Raw genomic sequence first — 17,484 nt, 5'->3', positions numbered from 1 at the left:
GGCCGCGTTTACCGGCAAAGGGGCTTTTGGCAGAACCTGCATAGCGTCGAACCTACGAAGGGGCGTTGGTTCATGGCGTCATTACGCAGCGCGTTTTCGATCAAGAAATAAGGAAAATAACATGTTGAATACCAGGATCAGCCTGGTCGCCCTGGCGATGATCGCCGCGACCCAGGCCCAGGCCAATGACCAGGCCGCCAGCAACGGCTTCATCGAGGACAGCCACGCCAACGTCCTTCTGCGCAACGCCTACATCAACCGTGACAAGAAGCACGGCACCGATGACCAGATCGAGTGGGGCCAGGCATTCATCGGTAACTTCTCGTCCGGCTTCACCCAGGGCACCGTCGGGGTCGGCGTCGATGCATTCGGCCTGTACGCCTTGCGCCTGGACGGCGGCAAGGGCCACAACGGTGGTGGCGGCGTCGACTTCTTCAAGCCGCACGACACCACCAACGCCGATGGCAATGCCCGTTCGCCGCACAACCTGGCCCGTGCCGGTGCCGCCGTGAAGTTCCGCATTTCCAACACCGTGCTCAAGTACGGTGACCAGATGCCCGCCCTGCCAGTGCTCCAGTACGACGATGCGCGCCTGCTGCCGGAAAGCTTCACCGGCACCCTGATCACCTCCAAGGAAATCGAAGGCCTGGAACTGAACGCCGGTCGCTTCACCCAGGAAGCGCGCAAGAGCGCCGAACGTCGCGATGGCGGTGGTCTGAAGTCGATCAACGTGTTGGGCGGTAGCTACAAGTTCAACGACAACTTCACCGCGTCGCTGTACACCGCCGACACCGAAGACGTGATGAAGAAGCACTACCTGGGCTTGAACTACGTCTACGCCATTGCCGAGAACCAGTCCCTGACCCTGGACTTCAACGGCTACAAGTCGAACATCGACAACAAGTACGTGCGTGAAGCGGGCCTGAACGGCGACTCGAACACCATCTGGAGCCTGGCCGCCACCTACGCCTACGGCGCCCACTCGTTCACCCTCGCTCACCAGCGCAGCACTGGCAGCACCGGCTACAACTACGGCTGGTACCAGAACCAGGGCGGCGTGGGTGACGGTGGCTCGACCATCTTCCTGGCCAACTCCTACTGGTCCGACTTCAATGCCGAGGACGAGCGTTCCTGGCAGCTGGGCTATGGCCTGGACTTCGGTGCCTACGGCATCCCTGGCCTGACCTACAAACTGGCCTACGTGGTGGGTGACAACATCAACACCCGCAATGTCGCCAACCCACAGGGCTTCGGCGAAGGCAAGGAGCGCGAGATCTTCAACCAGATCCGCTACGTGGTACAGGAAGGCCCTGCCAAGGACCTGTCGGTCAAGCTGCGCAGCTCGTTCCTGCGTACCAACAATGCCGTGCGCCAGAACGGTTACAACGACGACGGCAACGAAGTCCGCGTATTCGTCGAGTACCCGATCAGCATCTTCTGATCCGGTCACCCACGCAGGCCACCTTCGCACCGCGTGCGCCGCTGGCCTGAGCCTACGGGCTGCCCGTCTCTAGACAGGCAGCTCAAGGGTCACGCGCAACCCGCTCCCCTCACGGTTGCGCACCCGCAATGCCCCCCCATGGCTGGTCATGATTCGCTCGACGATACTCAGCCCCAGCCCATACCCGCCGGATGCCTGGTTACGCGAGCTCTCGCCCCGTACGAACGGTTCGGTGACGGTCGCCAGCAGGTGCGGCGCAATGCCTGGGCCTCGATCCTCGACGTGAACCAGCACCCGTGCCCCTACGCGCTCCACCGACACACTCACCTGACTGGCATAACGCAATGCATTGACCAGCAGGTTTTGCAGGCAACGCTGCACCATCAGGGCATCGACGCTCACCACGCCGCCATGGCCGTGCACGGGTATGGGTTCGTCGGCAGTGGCCAGCTCGGCGCACTGGCGTATCACCAGGCGATCCATGTCGACCGGTTGCAGGTTTTGCTGTTCGCCCGCACGCAGGTAGTCCAGCACCTGGCCGATCATGTCGTCCATCTGGGCGATGTTCTGCCGCAAGCGCTGCCGGTGTTCGTCGTCGGGCATGCGTTCCAGGCGTAGGCGCATGCGCGTCAGCGGGGTGCGCAGGTCATGGGAGACAGCAGCGAGAAAGTAAGCCTTGTCGTTGACCATGGCGATCAGACGCTGCTGCATGGCGTTGAAGGCTTGCGCGGCCTGACGAACCTCATCGGGACCATCGAGCGCCAGCGGCGGTTGTTGCAGGTTGCTGCCCAGCGCCAGCGCCGCATCCGCCAGGCGGCGTAGCGGACGCAGGCACAGGCGCACGGCAATCAGGCATACCACCAGCACGGCGACAATGCGCAACGCGTACACCCGCAGCAGGTAGTCACTGATCAGCAGCCAGGCGGATTCACCGCTCCAGCCCTGCAGTTCCTGCCCGTCGATAGTCAGCCAATGCCCGTCTGCCAACGGCACCGCAAACTGAAGATGGGCCTGGGCTGTGCGCAGCCCGAACAGGCTGCGCCAGACGATCGGCTGGCCCAGTTCGTCGGTCAACTGCACCTTCATCAAGCGCACCTGCGGCTCATGGCCAAGCTCGTATTTCAGTGCCTGATGAAGCAGCAACTCGACCCGTTTGCGCCCGCGCCGTTCGTCCTGCTGCAGTACGGGCAGCTGCTCGGCGCAGCGCAACTGGTAATGGGCCGGCACCTTGAGCACGCCGGCATGACAGCTGGCCTGCTGGATCAGCGGTGCACTGCGCGCCGCAATCAAGCGCACGGGGGCTTCGAACACCTGGGCGAAGCGCACATCGAACCAGATGCTGCTGGACATCAACTGAATGGCCAGGGTGCCGCCCACCATGATCAGCATCAGCTGCCCGAACAGCGTGCGCGGCCACAGTCGGCGAGCCCAGCGCATGTCAGGCCGTGGCCTGGGTCTGAGCAATACTCAGCAGATAACCTTCGTTGCGGATGGTGAGGATCTGCGCCACATCGCCAGGCGCATGGCGCAGATGCTGGCGCAGGCGGCTGACGCACATGTCGACCGAGCGATCGTCCGGCAGGTGGTCGCGGCTGAAGGCACTACGTGTCAACTGGTCGCGAGACACCACACGGTTGTTGGCTTCGAGCAGTTCGCGCAGCACCCGGTAATCGGAGCGCGGCAAGGTCAAGGTCTGCCCGTCGGGGCGGGTCAGCAGGCGCTTGATATGTTCCAGGCGAAAACCTGCAAAGACATGGGCTTGGACCTGGGTTGGCTCCTGTACGGCAGCCTCCAGCCGATGGGGCCTGCGCAGCACGGCCTTGATCCTGGCAATGAGTTCCCGGGGTTCGAAAGGCTTTGCCAGGTAATCGTCGGCCCCTACTTCCAGGCCAATGATGCGGTCCAGTGCACTGCCCTTGGCCGACAGCATGATCACCGCCAACCCCGGCAGGGCCTGCAACTGACGGCACAGGCTCAGGCCATCTTCACCGGGCAGCATCAGGTCCAGCACCACAAGGTCCACCTTTTGCCGCGCCAGGTGCTCGTGCATCTGCTTGCCGTCGGCCGCCGCCAGTACGACGTAGCCTGCATCGGTCAGGTAATCGCACAGCAGCTCGCGAATCTCGTCGTCGTCATCAACAACCAGCAGGGTTGTGCTCATCTGAAAAAACACCTGTGAGGCGGGCGTCGTCAACGCCCGTTACGTTGCATTACATCCCCGTACATGTCGGGTGTAGAGCCCGGAGGACTGATCCCTAGAATCCTAACAAAAAATCATCTGCAAATACGAAGCCTTCCCAAATGAATCCCTCAAGCATCGCCAACACCTTCACCGCGTTCACCTGTGGCGGCACCCGCCTCAAGCCAATTGCCTTCTTCGTCGGCCTCGCCATCAGCGGTGGTGTCATGGCCGCCGACAGCGCACCTCTGGTGCTCGATGCCACGCAAATCGAAGACAGTGCCCTGCTGCCCCAGGACGATGCCGGCCAGCTGGGCTACACCGTCGAACGCACGCGCAGCTCCACCGGCCTGGCGCTGACCCCACGGCAAACGCCACAGTCGGTCACCACCATCACCCGCCAGCAGATGGATGACCGCGCCATCCACAGCATCGAGCAGGCGCTGGAAACCACCCCCGGGGTGACCGCCAGCAAAGCCGAAGTGGGCGGACGCACCGATTACCGCGCCCGTGGCTACTCCATCACCAACTGGAAAATCGACGGCCTGCAGGCACCCGGCGCGTCCGACTTCAGCGGTAGCGGCAACGCCCTGAACATGGACCTGTACGAGCGCATCGACATCGTGCGCGGTGCCAACGGCCTGCTCGGCGGAACCGGTGATCCGTCCGCCACCATCGACCTGATTCGCAAGGCGCCCACTCGCACCTTCGGCGGCAGCGCCTATGCCACCTACGGCAGTTGGGACAAACGCCGCCTGGGCGCCGACCTGAACCTGCCGCTGTCCGAAGACGGCCGCCTGCGCTCGCGTTTCGTGGTGACCCAGCAGGACGCCAACTCGTTCCGCGACTACCAGTCCGACCGTTCACGCGCGGCCCTGGCCAACTTCGAGTTCGACCTGGACGACGCCACCACCCTAGGTGCCGGCTATCAGTACGAGTACAACAAGGTGGTGGGCGGTGGCTGGGGCGCGAACATCCCCATCTGGTACCGCGACGGCAGCAAGACCGACCTGCCACGCAGCTCCAACCTGGTACCAAGCTGGAGCTTTGGCGAGTACACCACCCGCACCGCCTTCGGCTCGCTGGTGCACCGCTTCGACAACGACTGGTCGCTGGACCTGAAGGCATCCCAGAGCACGACCGATGCCCTCAACCACCGAGGCCTGGGCAAGGTCAACTCGGCAGGGCGTGGCCGGTTCGGCGGCTACTGGAATCAGGACGGCAGCGGCGCGGTGCTCAACGGCCTGCACAGCTCGAGCGACACCACCCAGCAGTCGGCGCAGATCGACCTGTCCGGCCCGTTCCAGTTATTCGGCCGTACGCACCAGGCCATGGTCGGCTACAACGACAGCCGTAGCGTGCAGTGGTCCCCGGAATACCGCTGCAGCATGGTCGGTGGCGGCAAGGCCACCGATCCAGTGGTGGGCTGCTTGTTCCGCGCCAACAATGGCCTGCCCATCAGCGACTGGCGCAATGGCGTGGACGGGGACTATGCCATGCTGGCTTCGCAGACCGGCAAGCACAGCAAGACCACCACCCGCCTGCAAGGCATGTACGCCGCGACCCGCCTGAGCATCACCGACCCACTGTCGGTGATCCTGGGCGTGCGCACCACTGACTACTCGGCCATCACCCGCAGCGTGGATGCCGTGCGCACCAGCCAGGAAGAAAACGGCGTTGTGACTCCCTACCTGGGCGCGGTCTACGACCTCAACGACACCTACTCGCTGTACGCCAGCTACACCGACATCTTCAACCCGCAAACCCAGGAAACCAGTGCCGGCAGCCGGGTCGAGCCGATCCGTGGGCAAAGCTACGAGACGGGTATCAAAGGTGCCTGGTTCGACGGTCGCCTGAACGCCTCTGCGGCGTACTTCCGCACCAAGCAGGAAAACAAGGCCGTGCTGGACGGCGGCCTGTCGACCCCGACCGGTGGCGATGCCTACAAAGCAGGCTCAGGCCAGGAAACCGACGGTATCGACCTGGAAATCGCCGGCGCCCTCACCCCGGACTGGAACGTGTACGCCGGCTACACCTACCTGCACTTCCGCCGCGTTGACAGCGACGGGCGCAGCGACCCTTCGCACCTGTTCAAGGCCTCCACCACCTACCACCTCAGCGGCCCACTCGACCGCCTGACGGTCGGCGCCGGCGTTACCGCGCAGTCCAATATCCGCGCCCTTTCCAGCCCGGCGGGCCAGCCCGTCAACGGCGTGAGCAGTGGTGCCACCGACGTGAACTGGTCCGGCTACGCCATCTGGAACGCCATGGCCAAGTACCAGGTGACCGACGACACCAGCGTGACCCTCAATGCCAACAACCTCTTCGACAAGCACTACTACACCCGCTACGGGTTCTATGCAGGGGCCGTTTACGGTGACCCGCGCAGCTTGTCGCTGACCGTCAACACCACCTTCTGATCCACGTTGCAAGGACGAACACCTCACCAGCACCCGGCGGGTGAGGTGGTTCATGCAGGGCTGAGGGCGCGGTCAGAGGATGGGGGGCTTCGCGTTATCCACAGCGGGCGGCTCGAACCTGTCATCGAAGCTGTCCCAGCCCTCGCCGAACAGCTCCATCGGGTGCATGGTCCGGTCGGCACCATTGCCGCATGCCAGCGCCTTGGCTGGGCAATACAGATCGCAGCCCCAGCAAATGCGCTCGGGGTGGCTGGGGTGCTTCGGGAATTTCTTGGCCATGAGGTGCCTCCGGCAGGCGGTACATGACCTGAGCCTAACCTTCGCAGCGCTATTCGAGTTGACCGAAGTCAAACACCAGCCAATGGCATCCTGATCATCGCCTGACCGTCTGTCCCCAGAAAATTGGCAGAAACTTCTACGTCGCTTGCCTATATAGCGTAATGTGGGCGTCCCGATCCGTGAACTGTTACAGCACAAGACCCCACTAAGTCATTAGCGGGGCGATGACGCGTCGCTCAACGGCACCTTTCTGTAGGGCTTCCCTCAACTATTCTCAGCAAGGACTTGAACGGATCGTGACAGCTCAGCATGACGTTGAACGGTATTGGGGAGAGGTATGACCCTGCAAAAACGTAACAACGTCCAGGTTGCCGGAGCCGGTGACGTGACCCTCGTTCTGTCCCATGGTTTCGGCTGCGACCAATCCATGTGGCGGCTGCTGCTCCCGCACTTTCTCGAACGCTTCCGGGTCGTGACCTACGACTTGGTCGGGGCGGGGCACTCGGACCTGAGTGCCTACAAGCACGACAAGTACTCCACGCTGTGGGGCTACGCGAGCGATCTCAACGAAATCATCGACGAATACGCCCAAGGCCCGGTCATCGTGGTCGCCCACTCGGTCAGCGCCATGATCACTGCCCTGGCCGAGCGCCAGCGGCCAGGCCGCCTGATGGGGCTGGTCATGGTGGGCGGCTCGCCCTGTTACGTCGACGACGAGGCGTACACCGGCGGCTTCACCCCCGATGAAGTGCACGACCTGCTGACCACCCTCGACGAAAACTACCTGGGTTGGTCCAGCTCCATGGCCCCCGTGCTGATGGGGACCCCCGGCCAGCCGGCCCTGGAGCAGGAACTGGCCAGCAGTTTCAGCCGCACCGACGCCCAGATCGCCCGGCACTTCGCCCGCGTGATCTTCCTGTCCGACCACCGCAAGGACGTGACAGGCCTGCAGCTGCCCACCCTGATCGTGCAATGCACCGGGGACCCCGTCGTGCCTTTAGCGGTAGGCAACTACCTGCACGCCGTCATGCCCAGCAGCCGGCTGAGCATCATCGAGAATATGGGCCATTACCCCCAGCTGAGCGCGTCAGGCGCTTGTGCGGCCGCGATGGACCAATTCTTCACCCACCTTGGCCTCGACCATGGATAACACGGCGCTGCTGTCCACCCAGGCCTTCTTCGAGCACGCACCCTGTGCCCTGGTGGTGATGGCGCCCGACGGCACCCTGGTGCGCTGCAACCAGACACTGGCCGACTGGCTGGGATACGACAGCGCCACCCTGCACGCGATGAGCTTCGACCAACTGCTGCCCGCCGACGGCCGCGTGTTCCTGCTGACCCACTGGGGCCCACTGCTGAACATGCAGGGGTCGATCTCCGAAGTGAAGATCGCCCTGCGCCACCGCGACGGCCGCAAGCTGCCCATGCTGCTCAGCGGCGTGCGCCGCGAAAGCGATGACGGCATTCGTTACCATCTGGCGCTGTTCAGCGCGCTCGAGAGCACCAGCAGTGGCAAGGCTGCCCTGGAAGCCATGCAACGCGCCGAAGAAATGCTGGCGCAGAAGATAGAAGCCGAAAGCGCCCTGCAGCGCGCCCAGGCTGAACTCGCCGCCGCCTACCAGGAAGTCCAGCGCCGTGCCGTCTTCTCCGAACAGATGGTCGCCATTGCCAGCCACGACCTGAAGAACCCCCTGACCGCCATCCAGATGGCCGCGTCCATGCTCAAGCGCGATCTACCAAGCGACCGTGCTCGGCGCTTGTTGGCGGGCATCGATACCTCGACCGAGCGCGCGCTGCGCATGATCGTCGACCTGCTCGACTTCGCCTCGGTCAGGCTCGGCCCCGGCATGACCATCCGCCGCGAGCCAGTGGACCTGGTGCGTGCCGTGGATTATTCGGTGAGCGAGCTGAAGGTGGCCTTCCCTGATGCACAGATTCGGCATTACGCCCGCGGTTGGCGCGTGGTGCAGGTCGACCCGGATCGGTTGCAGCAGTTGATGGGTAACCTGGTGGCCAACGCTGTCGCCTATGGCGACCTTCGCTATCCCATTACCGTGACCACGGATTTCTCGGATGACGGGGCGGTGGTGACTGTGCATAACCATGGTGCTGCAATCGATGACGCGCTGCTGCCCACGTTGTTCGAGCCGATGACCCGAGGCAGCGATTGCCAGGACACGGTCCGGTCGGTGGGGCTGGGGTTGTTCATCGTGAAGAAGATCGCCGAGGCGCATGGAGGGAGTGTGAATATGTGCTCTGATGGGGTGTTGGGCACACGGTTTGAGGTTTGGTTGGGGTGAGGGGCCTTGGGCAGGTGCGCTCAATTCACCGGGAATCCTAACCCGTATCTTGCGTAAGCGCCGTCCCATACGAGCAACCCCCCCAACACCGCATCCGGAACCGAGCGAATCCCAGTGTGGGAGCGGCCTCGCGCCGCGATGGGCTGCACAGCAGCCCCAGCAATCCCGAACCTACACAAAAAATCTCCGGGATGACCGGCAAGCTCGATACCTTGCCGTCCGAGCAGATAAGTCACGTGGCTGAATCTGAGTAAACTTTTAGGCGTATTCCAGCCCCAGCTCTGAAATTCTGGCTATCGAAAAAACGACTCAGCCTGCAACGCATAGGCTTCTGTCAGCTTGTCTCCCCACGCCACTTGCCATGAGCTAAGAATTAAGTCACTGTAAAGACCATTGTCATTACAGCGAGCAAGCCATCATGGCCTCCATCAACGTCCGCATCGACGACGATCTCAAAACCCGAGCCTACCGTGAGCTCGAGCGCTTGGGCGTGACGCCCTCGGAGCTCATGCGTCAGGCATTACAGTACGTGGCCGAGCGTGGACAGCTACCGTTCAGGCCTGTGCTCATGACGGATGAGGATGAAACGCTGCTGGCGACCGTCCGCGAGCGCCTTGCCGACCCTCAGCGAGTGAAGGTTTCTCTGGATGACCTATAGCCTTGAGTTCGATGCGAGAGCGCTGAAGGAATGGCAGAAGCTTGGGGATACGATCCGGCAACAACTCAAGAAAAAACTCGCCTCGGTTTTGCTAAATCCCAGAGTCGAAGCGAACCGGCTACACAGCTTGCCGGATTGCTACAAGATCAAGCTGCGCAGTAGCGGCTACCGATTGGTCTATCAGGTGATCGATCAGGAGGTTGTTGTATTTGTGGTAGCTATCGATAAGCGCGAACGAGAGCAGGCTTATCACAAGGCAGCCGAGCGAGTCTTGAGTAAAACGTCATGACGAAAAAGCCCGCCGGAAGGCGTAATGCTGTTCATTTAGGGCCGCTTCGCGACCCATCGCGGTACAAGGCCGCTCACACATTGACTGCGTGACGCTTCAGTTAGCGGACTCATTGGGCATTGTGGGGCCTCGCGCGGCGATGGGCTGCACTGCAGCCCCAACAAGGCGTTTCGGAAGTTCGATTAATACCCCGTGAGCTCTCAAGTTTCGCAAAGTTGGTTCAGTGCTTCACTTGCGTTTCTTGCCCGTATACCTAGTCATTATTAGGGCGCCCTGGGGCGCCCTTAATGTTTTCAAGTCATACTGTCTTTCTGGTTTTTAAAGCGTCTATACCTTCGTTTAAGTTTTTCGCCAGCTCATGCAGTGCCGCCGCGGCTAAAAATCCTGATCTGGACGCATAAGCGCTATCTTCTTTCACGCGATCATCTATGCGTTTTAGGAGACCTTCTGGTAAAGACGCGTTAAAGCGAACCGACTTCCCATAGTAGGGGGTAACGTCAAATTCTACGAATGCCCAGATGCCATCAGCATAAGCTGGGTCCTTCCTATGAAGCTCGATGTTTTGAGGTTGCGGCAGAGGCTCTCCATCTTCTACCAACCCTTCAAAGTGCATCTCTAACGCCAGTTGGACTTCGCTCAATGCTTCATCGATCGTTTCGCCAGCAGAGAAGCAGCCCGGTACGTCTGGAACTGTCACTCCGTAGTCGGAGTCTTCATCTTTATGCAAAACAACTGGGTATTTCATTTTAAACATCCCTCCGAAAAAGTTCGGCGATTCGATTTCACTATTGCTAACAGCAAGCTTACGATCTTCCAGCAAGTGTAAAGCCGGTCAGAGACCGGCTTGCTTCCAGATGTTTCGAAGCGTCCCGATTGCCACATCTTTATTCGGATGAGGAACCGTAACCCGCCCCTTCTTGGTTGGATGCTTGAACTGCTGGTGGCTCCCATCAGTCCCTTAGACTCTGACCCAACCGTCATCCTTCAGCCGCTTGATGATGTCTCGGCTGTGCACGGGTACCTCCTCAAAGCTTGCCGCGGTTGTGTGTATACTACACAACGATTCAGAGGATTGTACACACTAGTACACAATATCTAAGATCCGACAACCCAACGCTTGTTCCCCAGAGCAGGGGGATGAGCTCACATCGACCGTATTTGCATACGCTTCACCTCCGTTTGCTAATCCTCGCCCCACCGTATCCTGCCTAGAATGCTGAGCGTTATCAGGGGTGGCCCCTGCGACCTGTGGGGGATGTCCTCTAGTCTGTGGCTGGCGGCTCCTGACGTCGTGGAGCGAGGGCATCTCATGATCTGGCCCCTTGAAGCCGTTAAAGGTGGGCGGGTAGAGGCTGCATTGGCTGACGAGACCAGTGCTGCGAGATCCTGAGTTGGATGAAATGCAGCAATGCGATGACCGGGGCATGCCCGACTGTTAGTCAGGTGCACCCCATTCCTTGGTCTGCGGCACCATTCCCTACATCGCTGCTGCTAGAGCCATTGGCGTCTGTCACGCCTATGTCAGGAGTGAAGTTGCCGCAAAACCAAATGCGATAAGGGCTGCAGCACTGTCAAGAGCGCCCGGCTCTTCCCATTGAAAGAGACGGATCACTGGATAACTGCTTAGGGCAGTCAGGCCTTCTCGGCCATCGGGTTTCACGTACCTGAGCCGCCCGCCCTTGCGGCCGTTGGATTGCACAAGCAGGTCAAGACCGCCCCCATCGAAGAGCTTGTACTCGCGCTTTCTGGGCTTTGCCGTGCGACAGGGGGTACCGGTAGGCGGGGCAGTTTTGCGGGCCACAAGGATAGTCTTCGATATCGAAACGGACCTCTACGCTTAAAACTACCCTTATTAGCGCTGGCCACGCTCGAAATTCGACGGAACGCCAAAACGAAAAAACCTGCCATAAGGCGGGTTTTCTGGGGGTTCCAGAGATTTTGAAAGACTTCTCTGGAACCTTAGATGGTGCCGGCACCAGGAATTGAACCCGGGACCTACTGATTACAAGAACCCTGCTCACAGTACGTAAATCAATAGGTTACGTCGTTTTCTGGTACGTGCAGGGAGTGCTGAATCCCATATAGCATAGGGTTTCTCATCGCACTGGTACGTGGCAGGTCAGGCTTCCTGACGGATGCGCAGCCGGAAATGGTGTGACGATGGTGTGACGGTAGAGTCGTGTCGTAACGCCGACTGCAGTTTGAGCGGTTAATATCCGAGGTCTGGTTCCAGATCAACCGGGTCGCACTCGTACAGGCCTTTGGCAATTTCGATTTCAATATCCCAGTCTTCTGGCTGGCTGCCTTCTACCTCTACATTAGAACAGTTGAGAAACACCTCAACTTCAATGGAGCTTTCAATTGGCACCACCTCAGCGTCTAGCGAAACCTCCTCTCGGTCGATTGAGTCCCAAACGAAGTATTCCACATCGAGATGAAGCTCAACGTTAACGGTGATGTTCAATCCGATGACCCAACTCCGTTTATCATCACCTGCCCATACCTCTGTTGTGTCGATATCGTAAGACTCTAATTTTTTGTCGTAAACGACCGCCTCAACTCTCGCGACTGTGCTACTTGTTACGTCGCTAGTGCACCATTCGGATTCCGCTACATGATCAACGAGTGCGTCGTGGAGTTTATCGCGTAGCGAAGAGCTGTCATCTTGAACTGCTTCGGATACCCGTTTTTCGATTTCCTTAGCATATGCGTCTGTAGCTACGAACAGAGTAGCTAACTCCTCGATCGACCTCACACAGTACAGATAATCGGAATCGTCCGCGAACTTGCTCCAGCCATCATCAGCGGAAGCGATTAACCCCATTGTACTGTTGTTCCTAGCGAAGTCTTCAAGGATGAGCAAGGAGGTGGCATCAGGGAACTCAGATTTTTTTGCCTTACGTTCCGCAAATGGAGGACGTGATTTAAAATAGAGCTGAAATAATCGGTCCGCCAGAAGATTCCCATCAATTGGTAAAATAGCGCCCTGGCAAGTTTGTGCGTAGTCTGCGATCTGTTGATAGAAGTGTTTTGATGCAGTTGCTTCGACTGATAGCTTCTCGAAATCTTCATCAATGGCCAGCATTTCAATTGAGGCTAAGCGTTTCAGGTCATTGGAAGAGCTTTTTAGTTTCTGGGCGGCCTCCCTAACTTTGTCCATGCGATGCGAAACAATTTCTTGCGCTACAACTTCAGGCAGTTGTAAGGACATCGTGTCAGGGAGCTGCATGGGGAGGAGCTTTAACGCTCCGACATTAAAGTTGTAACCTGCTGCTTGAACGAGATCTGTATCGAGGGAGAAGAATGATACGTCGCCCTCCCATAGCTGCGCTGCTGTTGGGTTGCCTTTGGGCATAGAACCGTCCTTGTAAAAGTTCGCAGGTTTGATAATGGTGTCGTGACTGTTTGACCTAAGCATGGGGGGGAGCTTGATTGGCAGTCAAGCTCCAGAAGGAAGTGAGAACTAATCGGCTGACGGGGATACGCGGGAGAGGCTGAAGTCGTAGATGTCGAGCATGGCTTCGTCGCGGTGGCCGCTGGCGTCTTGCTTCTGTTTGCGGTCGCCGGGCGTGTCTGTGATGCCGCGGCGCTTGAGGTCGTGCAAAGCGAAGCGCTGCTCCTCGGTGATGACGCCGTCCTTGATCGCCCTGGTGATGAAGCGCTGCCAGGTGCTGTCCAGGCTGCTCTTCTGCAACTGCCCGCCGTGGGCCGCCACGATAATGAAGCGGCGCTCGGCCAACGCTGGAATAGGGTAGGACTGGCTGGCCCATGTACGACGGCTGTACGACTTGGCGCTCATGGCCATCCGTAAGACCGTCACCCCAGGCGGTCGCCAATTCACATACACCGCAGGCCGCAACGAGGCCACCGGACACGCCGACCTGGCCTGGGCACTTTTCCACGCGCTCCACAACGAGCCGCTCGAAGGCCAGACCGCAAAAAGTACACGCATCATGGAGATTTTCTGATGGGCAATATCGATCAGGCAGGCGTCGCGTCGTCCGCTGGGGAGCTGCTGGCCAACCCCGGTGCCCGGGCCGAAGCGTTCACGTTCGGCGACCCGACACCGGTCCCGGACGGGCGTAAAATCTTGGATTACCTGGAGTGTTACGACAATGGCCGCTGGTTTGAGCCGCCGGTTTCGCTGGACGGTCTGGCCCGGTCCTCGGAGGCCAGCGTCTATTTGCAGTCTGGCCTGATCTTCAAGCGCAATGCCCTGGCTCGGACGTTCAAACCCCACAAGCTGCTGAGCCGTCAGGCCTTTGAACAAATCGTCATGGACCTTGGTTGGTCGGGGAACCTTTACCTGGAGAAGCGCGACAACATGCTGCGCGACACCCTCGGCCTTCGTCCATGCTTGGCTAAGTACATGCGTCGTGGGTCCGATCTTCAGACCTACTACCAGGCGCGCGGCTGGCGGGACGACCACGAATTTCGTGTGGGCAGCATCTGCCATCTGCGCGTAGCTGACATCAATCAGGAAGTGTACAGCCTGCCCGAGTGGTTACCCGCTCTACAGGCCGCATTGTTGAACGAGTCGGCCACATTGTTCCGACGCAAGTATTACCAGAACGGCAGCCACGCAGGGTTCATTCTCTACATGACAGACGCCGCTCAGAACGAGGACTTCGTCGACGATCTGCGCAAGGCGACGAAGAGCAGCAAAGGGCCGGGCAACTTCCGCAACCTATTTATGTACGCGCCCAACGGTAAGAAGGACGGCATTCAGCTGATACCCATCAGTGAGGTGGCTGCGAAAGATGACTTCGGCGCGATCAAGAACATTAGCCGCGACGACCAGCTCGCCATGCTGCGCATACCGCCCCAGCTCATGGGTGTGGTCCCCCAGAACGCGGGCGGCTTCGGCTCGGTCCGGGATGCAGCCGAGGTTTGGGCTATCAACGAGCTGGAGCCTGAGCAGGCCCGGCTTCTACAAATCAACGAATGGCTGGGTGAAGAGGTAGTCCAATTTCGGGCATATGAGTTGCCGGTTGGCTCTGAGGCTTAATAAACCTATGATCTAGCAAGACGGGGGGATGATTCGCTCCCTGTTAAAGCAAATATTTTTGTGGTGGATTTTCAACCTGGCTAGTCATCGTCATCATCAAGTAACCCATCCTTTATTTGCTTGTCAATTTTCACAACCGCTGCATTTACTGTTCCGATTAGTTTTTTTAAATCTTCTGACGTGATGATTACGTTGACGCCGTGAACAGTCTTTCCATTACGGTGCACTATGTCATGTCGCTTTAAAATGGCAGCCTTTAGATCGGCCATATGCTCACTTGGGAGATGTGTATCAAGCACGGCTTTGTAAAGGCCTGCTGTTTTGTCAAGATTGTGGAACGTCATCGTGTCGATTGCTTGGATGATCTCGTTGTTGAGATTTTCCAACCTTCGAAATATATCTTGTAGAGAAATTTTTTCTTTGAATGTTTCATTTGACTCCACAAACCGACGACGTACTGCGGCACGAGTCACGATCTGCTTTTTCATTGTGTCAGACAAGTAAGTCTCAAAAGCAGTAATAATATTGGAATATAAAAGCCTTGCTAAGGTTGAATTTCCTGGAGATAAAGCCATCAAGGACTGAGTATCGGTGACAGCGCTAATGAAGATGTCGTAAAAGTTAGTGAATTCTTTTTGATACTCTGTCAGGTCCTCAAACGCATCGGTCCAGCCGCCTCCCACAACGTCAGTGGCATCGAGAACGCACTCTGTACCTTCGGGCATTATCTCAAGCATTGCCACAGCCATGCTCTCTAAGGTTTGGCAGGGAAACCCGCAGTCGTGGAATGCCTCCGTATCCCAGAACAGGTTATCGTTGAACATGAGACATAGGAGTGGATCAGTATACTCCTTCTCGCGCTCTTTCCATCGCCAGGAAGTTATACCTTCCTGTACTATGATTTTAAGACGGTCTAGCCAATCCGTAAGAGTAGCTGATTCAAGAAGAGCAATGATTTCGGCCTGTTTTCTTTCCCATTCTCCAAAAGTTAGGGTAAGTTCGCGAACGCCTTTAACTCTTCTGCCTATAGTTTCTTGGAATTCATGTTCTAAGCTTTCGTAGTTGAATCCATCAAGCTCCAATCGTCTACGGATCACCGGCCCGGGGGCCACATAAAGAAAGTCGGTTTCTAGCTCTTCCAGTTCGCTAGGGTCCGCTTCACACCATATTAATGTATTCCGTTGGGATTTGGATCTGGTCCGAATGGTTCGGTCTGTTTTTCGAAAGTACCATTGATAAAGATAGTTTTTTGTTGAGAGTATAGGATAACCGCCTATCGTGATTTGCGAATAGCTACCCATCTAGACCGCCATTTGTATAGTTTCTTTAAGTTTGATTATAGATTTTAATGCGCAAATAGATCGCCTGTCGACCCTAATTTAATTTGGGTCAGTCAAGAATTTAAAATTCGGCGTGAACTTAAAGTTGTAGACCTTTTTCCCCTTAACAAGCTTTCCATCTCGAATATACAAAGGTGTATCCCAACGGTTCACATGGAAGCGTCGGTCCTCTACATGGATAACGCCGAACACCTCTCCACCCGGATCCATCGGTTGCACGCGACCTTCCTGCACCTCCACGCAGAATGTCCACCCGTCCCCTCCAATCAGCCGGTAGATCCCATTTTCAATCACCATCATCCATCCCTGCGTGAGCTGCCTTGCGTTGAATATACACCCAGCGCGCGCGCTCGTCCCCCCGCCACGCCTGCGGGCTAAACGTGCCGGAATTTCCGCACCCCTGCGCAGTTGCTTAGCCGGCCTGGCTATTGAGCTGCTGGGAAGAATTGGTGCGCTTGGTCTTCTGCGAATCCCTGCACCCACGCGGTGTTTCGACGGCGCAGTGCTGATCCTGAAGCGTTTTTTTGCAGGGCTATGGGGTGGTCTAGAAAAAGGAGTAACAAGCGTAACCGTGGGGGATGGCTAGTGCTGGAGGCCCCGCATTTACTGGGCTTCGCTGGTTACAAAGAGAGGTAATAGAAAGGTAATGGGAAATGTAATTCTTCTCTAAGTCCTTGATTTTTAAAGGGTTTGATGCATGGAAAATATCACTCAAAGAAAGAGTAATCTAATTACTTTTAGGTTACTTAAAAATTACTTTCTGGATTTGAGCCGAGGCCGCGAAATTCGAGGGCTGCGAGAGAGAAAATGGTCAGGATTACCTAGGTTACTCTTTTATGTGGCGCCTCCCTACTTTTGGAAGGCGACCTTAAAGGCGCGGGCATGAGCGCGCGCATTACTTGCTTTCGGATCTGCCGCGCGCAACGCGGCTGGGCAGTACAAAAAGGAACTGGGCAAGTGCCTGGACAAATTCCACAGATTTACGTGCATCGGCCTCATTGGGTAGGTCAGCCTGTTCGTCAGCGTGCCGCTGGTCGTTGGCTTCTAGTCGTACTTCATGCGCCCAGGCCGCCATCTCAGCAGTGATGAGGTGCTGCGCTTGAGCTTCTCCAATCCTTTTGTACAAGCTGCCGTCTTTTAACCCGATTTCCTTCAGCATTGCGTCCACCGAGGAAGCGGCAAGCATGGTCGCGCCCGCTGGGGCGTGGATCGACGAGATTGCCTGCTGCAAAAACTGCCTAGCTCGCTGGGGGACCGAATTGTCTACCTTTTCGCTTGAGGGCCAGATATTAGTGATAGGCCTTAGGCCGGAGGGATTCCAAGGCGAGACAGTTAAGATGCAGCCACCGCATGTCTCGCATCCGTAGACCACCCAATACCTGCGGTTGGACTGGTCACTGGCCCAGGTGTCAGCAGCTGTACGCCGGCCGAGGTTCGGACGAGCGACGTTGCAGTGGGGGCAACGGCCTAGCTGAAGATGCGCATCCTGTTCCATGGAAAGCCCTCTTGGTACGTGCGTTGGTACGTGGAGAACAAAAAAAAGGCCTGCATTGACTGCAGGCCTTTGATT

16 protein-coding genes and 3 pseudogenes are annotated in these 17,484 nt (G+C 57.9%); 8 read left to right on the top strand and 11 right to left on the bottom strand.

Features of this window, described 5'->3' with window-relative positions:
• The first annotated feature begins 121 nt into the window (after positions 1 to 121).
• Positions 122 to 1,441 (top strand): OprD family porin, encoded by a 1,320-nt coding sequence (locus tag FH041_RS16205; protein ID WP_059183459.1) that lies wholly within the window; start codon positions 122 to 124, stop codon positions 1,439 to 1,441.
• 69 nt (positions 1,442 to 1,510) lie between these two features.
• Here the strand turns inward: FH041_RS16205 and FH041_RS16200 are convergent, their stop codons facing one another.
• Both FH041_RS16200 and FH041_RS16195 read right to left on the bottom strand, forming a co-directional pair.
• Positions 1,511 to 2,878, bottom strand: coding sequence for an ATP-binding protein (locus FH041_RS16200; RefSeq protein ID WP_140174866.1), 1,368 nt, complete (start codon positions 2,876 to 2,878; stop codon positions 1,511 to 1,513).
• A gap of 1 nt (position 2,879) precedes the next feature.
• Entirely contained in the window at positions 2,880 to 3,602 is a 723-nt protein-coding gene (locus FH041_RS16195; protein ID WP_027914099.1) for a response regulator, read from the bottom strand.
• Positions 3,603 to 3,742: 140 nt separating this feature from the next.
• Between FH041_RS16195 and FH041_RS16190 the strand changes: the two genes are divergently transcribed.
• Positions 3,743 to 6,040: a TonB-dependent siderophore receptor gene (locus tag FH041_RS16190; RefSeq protein WP_028688169.1), complete on the top strand. Its 2,298-nt coding sequence runs from the start codon at positions 3,743 to 3,745 to the stop codon at positions 6,038 to 6,040.
• Between the two features lie 72 nt (positions 6,041 to 6,112).
• On the opposite strand, the gene FH041_RS16185 is transcribed toward FH041_RS16190, so the two are convergent.
• Positions 6,113 to 6,319, bottom strand: a complete 207-nt coding sequence (locus FH041_RS16185) for a DUF3079 domain-containing protein (protein WP_140174864.1) — start codon at positions 6,317 to 6,319, stop codon at positions 6,113 to 6,115.
• A 337-nt stretch (positions 6,320 to 6,656) separates the two neighbouring features.
• On the opposite strand from FH041_RS16185, the gene FH041_RS16180 reads away from it, so the two are divergent.
• The 4 genes from FH041_RS16180 (at position 6,657) to FH041_RS16165 (ending at position 9,566) form a co-directional block, all read left to right on the top strand.
• Positions 6,657 to 7,469 carry an alpha/beta fold hydrolase gene (locus FH041_RS16180; RefSeq protein WP_140174862.1) on the top strand — a complete coding sequence of 271 codons (813 nt, stop codon included), beginning with the start codon at positions 6,657 to 6,659 and terminating at the stop codon, positions 7,467 to 7,469.
• Positions 7,462 to 8,619: a HAMP domain-containing sensor histidine kinase gene (locus tag FH041_RS16175; RefSeq protein ID WP_110607259.1), complete on the top strand. Its 1,158-nt coding sequence runs from the start codon at positions 7,462 to 7,464 to the stop codon at positions 8,617 to 8,619. Before FH041_RS16180 ends, FH041_RS16175 begins: the two co-directional genes overlap by 8 nt.
• A gap of 418 nt (positions 8,620 to 9,037) precedes the next feature.
• Positions 9,038 to 9,277 (top strand): type II toxin-antitoxin system RelB/DinJ family antitoxin, encoded by a 240-nt coding sequence (locus tag FH041_RS16170; RefSeq protein WP_028688166.1) that lies wholly within the window; start codon positions 9,038 to 9,040, stop codon positions 9,275 to 9,277.
• Positions 9,267 to 9,566 (top strand): type II toxin-antitoxin system RelE/ParE family toxin, encoded by a 300-nt coding sequence (locus tag FH041_RS16165; RefSeq protein ID WP_028688165.1) that lies wholly within the window; start codon positions 9,267 to 9,269, stop codon positions 9,564 to 9,566. The genes FH041_RS16170 and FH041_RS16165 overlap by 11 nt, the downstream gene beginning before the upstream one ends.
• Before the next feature lie 298 nt (positions 9,567 to 9,864).
• Here the strand turns inward: FH041_RS16165 and FH041_RS16160 are convergent, their stop codons facing one another.
• The 5 genes and pseudogenes from FH041_RS16160 to FH041_RS16140 all read right to left on the bottom strand — a co-directional run bounded on the left by FH041_RS16160 (position 9,865) and on the right by FH041_RS16140 (position 13,365).
• Positions 9,865 to 10,311 (bottom strand): type II toxin-antitoxin system HicB family antitoxin, encoded by a 447-nt coding sequence (locus FH041_RS16160; RefSeq protein WP_140175143.1) that lies wholly within the window; start codon positions 10,309 to 10,311, stop codon positions 9,865 to 9,867.
• 87 nt (positions 10,312 to 10,398) lie between these two features.
• Positions 10,399 to 10,464, bottom strand: a pseudogene (locus FH041_RS23300) (type II toxin-antitoxin system HicA family toxin); the annotation flags it as partial.
• A gap of 702 nt (positions 10,465 to 11,166) precedes the next feature.
• A pseudogene (locus FH041_RS23025) lies at positions 11,167 to 11,367 on the bottom strand (integrase); the annotation flags it as partial.
• A 408-nt stretch (positions 11,368 to 11,775) separates the two neighbouring features.
• On the bottom strand, positions 11,776 to 12,921 hold the full coding sequence (locus tag FH041_RS16145) for a PIN domain-containing protein (protein ID WP_140174860.1): 1,146 nt from the start codon (positions 12,919 to 12,921) through the stop codon (positions 11,776 to 11,778).
• A gap of 108 nt (positions 12,922 to 13,029) precedes the next feature.
• The gene (locus FH041_RS16140) at positions 13,030 to 13,365 is read right to left on the bottom strand and encodes a hypothetical protein (protein WP_306674836.1); all 336 of its coding nucleotides are present in this window, start codon (positions 13,363 to 13,365) and stop codon (positions 13,030 to 13,032) included.
• Here FH041_RS16140 and FH041_RS16135 point away from each other — a divergent pair.
• Both FH041_RS16135 and FH041_RS16130 read left to right on the top strand, forming a co-directional pair.
• Positions 13,358 to 13,534, top strand: a pseudogene (locus FH041_RS16135) (hypothetical protein); the annotation flags it as partial. The gene FH041_RS16140 and the pseudogene FH041_RS16135 overlap by 8 nt on opposite strands.
• Complete coding sequence (locus FH041_RS16130; protein ID WP_140174858.1) at positions 13,534 to 14,574, top strand: phage portal protein; 1,041 nt, start codon at positions 13,534 to 13,536, stop codon at positions 14,572 to 14,574. The pseudogene FH041_RS16135 and the gene FH041_RS16130, both read left to right, overlap by 1 nt.
• Positions 14,575 to 14,654: 80 nt before the next feature.
• Here the strand turns inward: FH041_RS16130 and FH041_RS16125 are convergent, their stop codons facing one another.
• The 3 genes from FH041_RS16125 to FH041_RS23295 form a co-directional block, all read right to left on the bottom strand.
• The gene (locus FH041_RS16125) at positions 14,655 to 15,875 is read right to left on the bottom strand and encodes a HEPN/Toprim-associated domain-containing protein (protein WP_140174856.1); all 1,221 of its coding nucleotides are present in this window, start codon (positions 15,873 to 15,875) and stop codon (positions 14,655 to 14,657) included.
• A gap of 78 nt (positions 15,876 to 15,953) precedes the next feature.
• Positions 15,954 to 16,214 carry a hypothetical protein gene (locus tag FH041_RS16120; protein ID WP_140174854.1) on the bottom strand — a complete coding sequence of 87 codons (261 nt, stop codon included), beginning with the start codon at positions 16,212 to 16,214 and terminating at the stop codon, positions 15,954 to 15,956.
• A gap of 595 nt (positions 16,215 to 16,809) precedes the next feature.
• The gene (locus tag FH041_RS23295) at positions 16,810 to 17,100 is read right to left on the bottom strand and encodes a DUF4145 domain-containing protein (protein WP_350025597.1); all 291 of its coding nucleotides are present in this window, start codon (positions 17,098 to 17,100) and stop codon (positions 16,810 to 16,812) included.
• Positions 17,101 to 17,484 lie beyond the last annotated feature (384 nt).

The sequence above is a fragment of the Pseudomonas sp. SWI7 genome (assembly GCF_006351945.1).
Lineage (GTDB): Bacteria > Pseudomonadota > Gammaproteobacteria > Pseudomonadales > Pseudomonadaceae > Aquipseudomonas > Aquipseudomonas fulva.
This window is presented reverse-complemented; position numbering and strand designations above follow the sequence as displayed.

Excerpts from the sequence above, each read along its gene's own strand:
- FH041_RS16205 (WP_059183459.1), top strand. The coding sequence starts at position 122 with ATGTTGAATACCAGGATCAGCCTGGTCGCCCTGGCGATGATCGCCGCG.
- FH041_RS16200 (WP_140174866.1), bottom strand. The coding sequence starts at position 2,878 with ATGCGCTGGGCTCGCCGACTGTGGCCGCGCACGCTGTTCGGGCAGCTG.
- FH041_RS16195 (WP_027914099.1), bottom strand. The coding sequence starts at position 3,602 with ATGAGCACAACCCTGCTGGTTGTTGATGACGACGACGAGATTCGCGAG.
- FH041_RS16190 (WP_028688169.1), top strand. The coding sequence starts at position 3,743 with ATGAATCCCTCAAGCATCGCCAACACCTTCACCGCGTTCACCTGTGGC.
- FH041_RS16185 (WP_140174864.1), bottom strand. The coding sequence starts at position 6,319 with ATGGCCAAGAAATTCCCGAAGCACCCCAGCCACCCCGAGCGCATTTGC.
- FH041_RS16180 (WP_140174862.1), top strand. The coding sequence starts at position 6,657 with ATGACCCTGCAAAAACGTAACAACGTCCAGGTTGCCGGAGCCGGTGAC.
- FH041_RS16175 (WP_110607259.1), top strand. The coding sequence starts at position 7,462 with ATGGATAACACGGCGCTGCTGTCCACCCAGGCCTTCTTCGAGCACGCA.
- FH041_RS16170 (WP_028688166.1), top strand. The coding sequence starts at position 9,038 with ATGGCCTCCATCAACGTCCGCATCGACGACGATCTCAAAACCCGAGCC.
- FH041_RS16165 (WP_028688165.1), top strand. The coding sequence starts at position 9,267 with ATGACCTATAGCCTTGAGTTCGATGCGAGAGCGCTGAAGGAATGGCAG.
- FH041_RS16160 (WP_140175143.1), bottom strand. The coding sequence starts at position 10,311 with ATGAAATACCCAGTTGTTTTGCATAAAGATGAAGACTCCGACTACGGA.
- FH041_RS16145 (WP_140174860.1), bottom strand. The coding sequence starts at position 12,921 with ATGCCCAAAGGCAACCCAACAGCAGCGCAGCTATGGGAGGGCGACGTA.
- FH041_RS16140 (WP_306674836.1), bottom strand. The coding sequence starts at position 13,365 with ATGAGCGCCAAGTCGTACAGCCGTCGTACATGGGCCAGCCAGTCCTAC.
- FH041_RS16130 (WP_140174858.1), top strand. The coding sequence starts at position 13,534 with ATGGGCAATATCGATCAGGCAGGCGTCGCGTCGTCCGCTGGGGAGCTG.
- FH041_RS16125 (WP_140174856.1), bottom strand. The coding sequence starts at position 15,875 with ATGGGTAGCTATTCGCAAATCACGATAGGCGGTTATCCTATACTCTCA.
- FH041_RS16120 (WP_140174854.1), bottom strand. The coding sequence starts at position 16,214 with ATGATGGTGATTGAAAATGGGATCTACCGGCTGATTGGAGGGGACGGG.
- FH041_RS23295 (WP_350025597.1), bottom strand. The coding sequence starts at position 17,100 with ATGCTTGCCGCTTCCTCGGTGGACGCAATGCTGAAGGAAATCGGGTTA.